3 protein-coding genes are annotated in these 6,910 nt (G+C 67.7%); all 3 read right to left on the bottom strand.

Features of this window, described 5'->3' with window-relative positions:
* Positions 1-526 precede the first annotated feature (526 nt).
* The gene (locus ABD350_RS37570; RefSeq protein WP_344353915.1) at positions 527-1,147 is read right to left on the bottom strand and encodes an Lsr2 family DNA-binding protein; all 621 of its coding nucleotides are present in this window, start codon (positions 1,145-1,147) and stop codon (positions 527-529) included.
* Positions 1,148-1,203: 56 nt separating this feature from the next.
* Positions 1,204-5,931: an RHS repeat-associated core domain-containing protein gene (locus ABD350_RS37565; protein ID WP_344353913.1), complete on the bottom strand. Its 4,728-nt coding sequence runs from the start codon at positions 5,929-5,931 to the stop codon at positions 1,204-1,206.
* A gap of 895 nt (positions 5,932-6,826) precedes the next feature.
* Positions 6,827-6,898, bottom strand: a complete 72-nt coding sequence (locus ABD350_RS38135; protein WP_425584218.1) for a DUF6354 family protein — start codon at positions 6,896-6,898, stop codon at positions 6,827-6,829.
* Positions 6,899-6,910 lie beyond the last annotated feature (12 nt).

The following is a 6,910-nucleotide window of genomic DNA, read 5'->3' as shown; positions in this document are numbered from 1 at the left end:
GGTGCGGTCCTCATCGCGGACGGGCAGAGCGGCCAGGGCGTCGCGCACCGGCAAGGTGACGGTCTGACCCGCGGCGCGCCCGGTGGGGTCAGCGGCCGGGACGGCATGGGCGGCGGCGGGGACGAGCAGGGCCGCGAGGGCGGCGGTGAGGGCGGCGGTCCGGGCGAAGCGCACGACGGAGTCCTTTCGGAGATCACTGGTCGTGCTCTTCGTAGTGGCGGAACCATACGACGCGCCCGGGAAACCGCAGTCTCTACCCGTTCAGGGGATTCGAGCGATGGTCTGCAGGTGCATCGGGCGGGTCTGGTCGGCGTTGTCGATGTCCACGGCCGGTGCGGCGGCCGGGCGCGATGTCGGCCCGGCGACCGGCACCGCGTGGCTCAGTCGCGGCGGTCTGCAGGGTCGAGGCATAGGTTTTCGCTGTGGCTTGCTGGACGCGGCCCTGTTGGCCTCTGGCGTCTTGGTCCACTGCCTGGTCGTTGTGTTTTGGTGCGACCGTTGCTCGATGACCGGCGCTTTGCTGTGGTCAGTTGTTTCTGTGTGCTTGTTCCCATGCTTGTCGGACTCGTGCGGGAATGCGTCCGCGCATCGGGACGTCGTGTCCGTTCGCGCGCGCCCATGCTCGGATGGCCTCGGGGTCGGTGGGGGGACGAACTGGTGGCAGGGGCGGGGACCACTCGTTCAGGCGCGAGGGCTCGAAGCCGGTACCGCCTTGGAGGAGGTCCTTGGGGAACTGTGGAACGGTGGTGTCGCCACTGAGGACGGAGGCGAGGAACTGGGTCAGGTTGCCGTCGTAGGTGAACCAGCGTGGTCCGCGTGCCTCGTTGACGGCGATCGTCCAGGTGTCCGGGTCGTCCCGGGGGGTGGTGACCCAGAAGAGATATTCGCCGTTGTCTGTCGCACCGCAGGGCAGGAGCAGCTCTGGGCTGACAGGTGATGGGTAGATTCCCCGTGCGTGGTCTGAACGCATTTGTTCCCGAATGCGTTCGGTCGCGGGGCCGACGAGGTTGACGTGGACCGAGGTGTGCCGGGGGTCGTAGACCCAGAGGTAGTTCGCGAAGCGTCCCGGGTCGTAGGTCGCGGTGAGCCTCTTGTAGTCCTCGGGAAGGCGCAGGCCGAGTCTGGATTCGACGCTCGGCCAGTCCACCGGTGGCTGCTCGGTGGGGGGTGGGGGGCAGAGTTCTGTGAGGCGCTCAAGAGGGCTCATTCGATTCCGTCCCTGCGTCGGATCTGCTGTGCGGCGTGGTCTGGGTTCTCGAGGTCTGCTGTGAGGTGGAAGCCGCGGTTGCCGTCGGCTTCCATGGTGATCCACTTCGGTACAGAGGTCTTCTCGTCGTCCGTGTACTCAAGATAGACGCTGTACTGAACGATCTCTCCGGGGCGGTCGTCCGAGCCCAGGACGGCGTCCCGGATCTGTAGTTCCAGGTCTCTCATGTGCGGGGAGTTCGTGGGGTTTTGGGTGATGGTGAAGAGGTTGTCCAGGGTGTCTCCGGAGCCGCCGAGTATCTGTGCGAGCATGTGTCCGCGTGCCTGGTTGTGCTTGGTGCCATGGACGAAGCCGGGCGGGCGCAGGGCGGCGTTGGCGTCGGTTCCCTGGCCGATCATGTCGCGGGTGATGGTGGCGTGCATTTCGTAGGGCCGTCCGTGTTCGTCCCGTATCCACACGACCTTGCCGCCCCAGGTGGGGTCGGCGGTGCACCCGGCGAGTCCGAGCGGGTCGGTGAGGGTGAAGGGGTTGGGGACGTACGCGTAGTGGTTGGCTGCGGGAGCCAGTCCGAGCGGGTCGGGGGTGAGGTAGCGGCCCAGGCAGGGGTCGTAGTAGCGGTTGACGTTGTAGTGCAGGCCGGTTTCCGGATCGAAGTGCTGGCCCGGATAGCGCAGGGGTGTGTAGGCGGTGCAGTCTCGGTTCCACTGGGTGGCTCCCCAGGCGGTGCTGCGGGCGCGCCAGGCGATGGTCCCGTCGGGGGCGATGAGTTCGCTGGGGGCGCCGGAGAGGTCGGCGACGATGGCGAAGAAGCGCCGGTCGATGGCCTTCTGCTGGCCGGCGGTTTTGGTTTCGCGTTGGGCCAGGGGGTGCTGCCCCAGGTAGTCCCACGTCAGGGATATGCCGTCGGTGTGCTGTTCGGCGAGTTGGGCGCCGTCCCAGGTGTAGGTGATGCGTTCGAGGACGCGGTCGTCATCGTCCAGACGGCATTTGGCGATGCGGCGGCCCAGGGCGTCGTAGAGGTAGTGCCAGCGCCCGTGGTGGGGTGTGGTGACGTGGGTGAGGCGGTCTTCGGCGTTCCAGGTGAAGTGCCAGGTGAGGGTCTTGCCGCTGAGGGTGTTGATCTGGCGGCGGATGACGCGGCCCTGGGCGTCGTAGTGGTCGTGGGTGCGTCCGGCCGTTGTCAGGCGGCTGCCGGTGTAGTGGACGGGGCCGGTGTGGTGCTGGCCGGGGGCGGGTTCGGGCAGGGAGCTGTGGGTGAGGTCGCCCGCGGCGTTGTAGGCGTAGGTTTCGCTCCAGCCGCGGGCATGGACGGCGGTGATTCGGCTGGCGGCGTCGAGTGTGTAGGTGCGTTCTCCGGTGAGGCTGTCCTCTACACGGGTGAGGGTGCCGTCGGGCTGGTAGGTGAAGGACCGCTCGATCGGGCCGTCCTGGGACGTGATCAGGGTTTGGGCGAGGATGCGGCCCACGCTGTCCCAGGTGTGGTGCAGGGTGGGTGTTCCGTCCAGGGTGCGGGTGGTCTCGCGGCCGAGGGCGTCGCGTTCGAAGGCGAAGGTGTGCTCGCCGCTGGTGTACGAGGCCAGGCCGTTGGTGTCGTAGGTGAGGGTGCTGATGGCGCCTGAGGAGGTCTGGCGGTGTGTGCGGCGGCCGAGCGGGTCGTAGGCGTAGCGGGTGGTGGCGCCGTTGACGGTCTCGGAGATGATGCGGCCGGCGATGTCCCGGGTCAGGTCGATGACGGCGTGGGGGTTGGTGATGCGGGTGACATGGCCGCTGTCATCGCGGGTGAAGGTGGAGGTCGAGCCGTCGTCATGGCGCAGGTGCGTGACACGGCCCAGGATGTCACGTTCGAAGGTGAGGGTTTGCCCGGCGGCGTTGGTGCGGCGGGTCAGGCGTCCGAGCGCGTCGTGCTCGTAGGTGATCGTGCGGCCGTCGAAGTCGGTCTCGGAGGTCAGGCGGCCGGCAGCGTCGTAGGTGTAGGTCCACTGCAGCCCGGCGGCGTTGGTCACCGCGGTGAGGCGTAGTTCGGTGTCGTGGGTGAAGCGGTAGTCGGCTCCGTCGGTCGTGGTGGTGGCGGAGGGTTTGTCGAAGTGGGTGACAGTGTGGTGGGTGCTGCGGCCCATGCGGTCGGTGTGGCTGGTCAGATTGCCTTCGCCGTCCCACGTCCATTCCTCCCGGCTGCCGTCGGGCAGTTGCCGCCACGCGAGACGCCCTTCGGTGGTCCATCCCTGACTCAGGGTGTTGCCCAGGGGGTCGGTGGCCTCAATGACGCGGCCGAAGGCGTCGCGGACCAGGGTGGTGGTGGCGCCGCTCGGGGCGGTGATGCCGATCGGTAGGCCGGCCGCGTTGGTGGTGATCCGGGTGACGTCACCGAGCGCATTGCGGATCGCGATGACGTGTCCCAGTTCGTTGTAGGTGTACTCGGTGCGGGCACCGTCGGGAGTGACGGCGGCCATGCGGTTGCCTCGGGTGTCGTATTCGAAGTGGCTGGTGGCACCGCCGCGTTCGGTGACGGTGACGGGCAGGTCCCGCTCGTTGTAGACGGCGTGTGTGAAGGCCCCGTCAGCGGTCCGCAGGCCGGTCAGGTTGCCGCGTGCGTCGCGCTCGTAGTACGTCGTGGCACCCAGCGGATCGGTATGGGCCTGTATCCGGTCGTGGTCGTCGTAGCGGATGTGGGTGGTGTGTCCCAGCGGGTCGGTCTTGGCGACGACCTGCAGCGCGCTGTTGAGGTAGTAGGTGCTGGTGGCACCGGTGGAATCCGTGTAGCGGGTGATCTTGTCGCCGGTGTCGGGGTGCCGGGTGTAGGCGAAGGTGGAGGACAAGATGCCGTCCGGGCCGACCGTGCGCACGACGCGTCCCTCGTCGTCGTAGACGTAGCGGAAGGTGGAGTCGTTGCGGTCGGTCCAGGCCGTGATGCGAGTGCCGTCGTAGGTGTAGCGCAGCGGCTGTCCGCTGGAGTTGATGACGGTTTCCAGGTTGCCCTGTGGGTCGTATCCGTAGCGCAGCACCGAGTGTGGCCCCTCGCGAGTGCGCAGGGCCAGTTTCTGGATCCGGTCGTCGGAGACTGAGAAAGTCACCTGGTAGCCGCCGCTGTGCGAGGCGGCAGCCGGGGCGCCGTTGCCGTCGCGGTGGAAGACGATCCGGTTGCCGTTGCGGTCCTCGATCGCGGTGAGCCAGTAGGCGGGCGAGGCGAAGTAGGGGCTCCCGGTGAACGAACGTGTCCATCCGCCGGCCGGGTCGGATATGCAGTACGTGATGGTGCCGTTGTCGTCACCGTCATGCCGCAACGCCAGGCGCGGGCCCTCGAGCGGCATCACTCCCGCTGCGTCGTCCGCCGCAGGCAGACGGGGGTAGACGAGCAGCGAGCCGTCCTCGCGGGCCCAGACCGCGCCCTGCCCCAGCGGGTCGAGTTCAAGGCGCTCGTCCATGGTTGAGGCCCAGCTGCGGCCGTACCACTGCCCGTACCGGTAGTCCGACAGGTGCGTACGGCGCAGAACGAGCGGCAGGACACCGGGCAGCGACAGATCGGTGCACGGCAGCGTCATTTCTCCGGTCGCGACATCGACCGGGTCGTTCTCACAGGTCTTGTTCGTCAACGGGATCGCATGGCGCCGCGGGTCGTCCTTCGCGCTGTTGAGCGGGGAGGGCTTGTCGTAGGCGTCACCGGACTTCCTGTGCTGCCCGGGGATACCCGGCAGCCCGTCTCGGCCGGTGCCGCCGTCCTTATTGCCCAGGCGGATGGCGTCGAGCTTGCTCCGGACGTCCTGGTCGATGCCCTTGTGCAGGCGGGAGGTCGCCTTCACCCGGTCGGGGACGGTGTTGGTGATGTGTGTGGTTATCCGCTTCAGGGCCTTCTCGGAGCCCTTGAGCGCGCCGTGGAGCACCGTGTCGAAGATCTGAGTGAACGGATCGCGGCCCTTACTCTTCCCGAACGCGCCTCGCGCCCGGCGCAGTGGCGCACTCGCGGCCAGGTGCAGCTCGTCACCGTGTCGGGAGACCTTTCCCGCACCGTTTTCGAACTCGACATGGTCGATCTTGGTGGTCTTCCCCGCGTCACCGTTGTGGCCACCCGCACCGCCGGCTGAGGCGAGCTGCATTGCGCCGTGCCCGCCCTTGGCATCGTGTCCCGCGCCGCTGCCGGCCGTCGGCGGCATGGAGAAAGCGTCATCCGCCAGGTCGAGAACCATGTCCTCGACCATCGCCTCCAGCTTGGCGTTGACCGGCTCGGTGAGCTGGGCGATCACCTCGTCAACGATCCGGTCCGCGGCCTCATCGATGATCCGCTTGACCGCCTGCCGCATGGCCGTGATCTCAGCCGCACCGAGAACCGCTGACAGACCGCCGGTCACCCAGGCAAGCCCGATCGACAGACCCACCGAGCCGGCCATGACCGCCAACTCGGTCTCGGCCTTCCTCTTCATCCAGAAGATGATGTCGGCCAGGGCGTCGCACGCGTTGGCGAACAGGCGAGCCAGCTCGGGAAGCTTCTCCAGGTGACCGGCCTTCACCTGATTCCAGTGCTTGTCCATCGCGTCGACGGCCCAGCCCTGGGAGGAGGACAGGATCCGGGACACGGCCTTGTGCGCGTCGGCGCCATGCCCTTCGAACTTGTCCGCGAAATCGCGCATGGCATCAGCCATTTCGCGATAGTCGTCCTCGTCCACGTTCGGGAAGTTGATACCGATGAAGTCCAGGACCTCATCCAGCCAGCCCGGAATCGTGTAGCCCATCCCCGTGCCTCTCCCCCGCGCCCCCTCTCAGACCACGGGCATACAACCACCGCGTTCGCGATCATGAACCCTAGTGGACGACACGGACAACAGAACACCGGGAAGCAAGCCACCCTCGGCGGCCGCCCATCGGCCGAGAACCTGTGCAGGCAACCAGAAAGAGGGCGGACCAGCGCTGGTGCAACCCCTGGTGAGCGTCCGAAGCGGTGCGGGACCGGGAGGCCCGCCGATTTCCGCCTCCCGGCCTCGACCAGGGCCTGACACGCGCGGTCGACGCCGCTCAGTCCGGTGTGCACGCGGCCACCGCCCCGGCCACCTCGCCCCCCAAGACGCGGTCGTTCAGCGCCGACAGCCAGTCCGCCCCGGCACGGCCGCGACCTGCCCAGTGCTCACGCAGTGGTTTTAGCCGTGACACGAGCAGGTACTCGGCCCGTGCGCATCCGGGCCATGTGGGCGGCCTTCGTCACGCGCAGGATGATCACCGAGTGGCGGTGCTGACGATCAACTCACGGACGTCCTCGCCGCTGTCCTTTCACCGGCATCTTTACCAGATCCGGGCCGCCTCCGCCCACGCCGACCGTCCAGAAGCTGCCTCTGTGCCGGCTGAAACGCTCCGTGCAAGACCGCCTGTTCGCCAGCCTGACCGCCAAACCCTGACAGCGCGTCCCTTATCGCCCGGTCGCCGGCGTACAACGCACGTGCACCGCGTCCCGGCGAAGTCTTCTGCGGAGTCGGTGACACCGGCTTGGCCGGAGCAGTTGCATCAGCTCACTCGCCGTGACGAGCTGCTGCAGGGTCTCTTTCAGCGGGGCCCGAGGCTACAGCAAACCTGTCCAGTCGAGCACGGAGCTGGTGAACATCGGTCACGGCGCGGTCACCGGGTCGTTTCTGGCAGCTAGTTCAGGGTGTCGAAGGCGGCGCGGGCGTAATCGGCTGGGGTAGCACCTGGGCGGTGGACGGCGGTAATCGCGGCCAGCAG

It is taken from the genome of Streptomyces nogalater (assembly GCF_039532885.1).
GTDB lineage: Bacteria > Actinomycetota > Actinomycetes > Streptomycetales > Streptomycetaceae > Streptomyces > Streptomyces nogalater.
The sequence above is the reverse complement of the archived record's forward strand: the minus strand, read 5'-3'. Positions and strand labels throughout refer to the sequence as shown.

Bases quoted from the DNA above. Each gene is read 5' to 3' on its own strand.
- ABD350_RS37565 (WP_344353913.1), bottom strand. From the start codon at position 5,931: ATGGGCTACACGATTCCGGGCTGGCTGGATGAGGTCCTGGACTTCATC.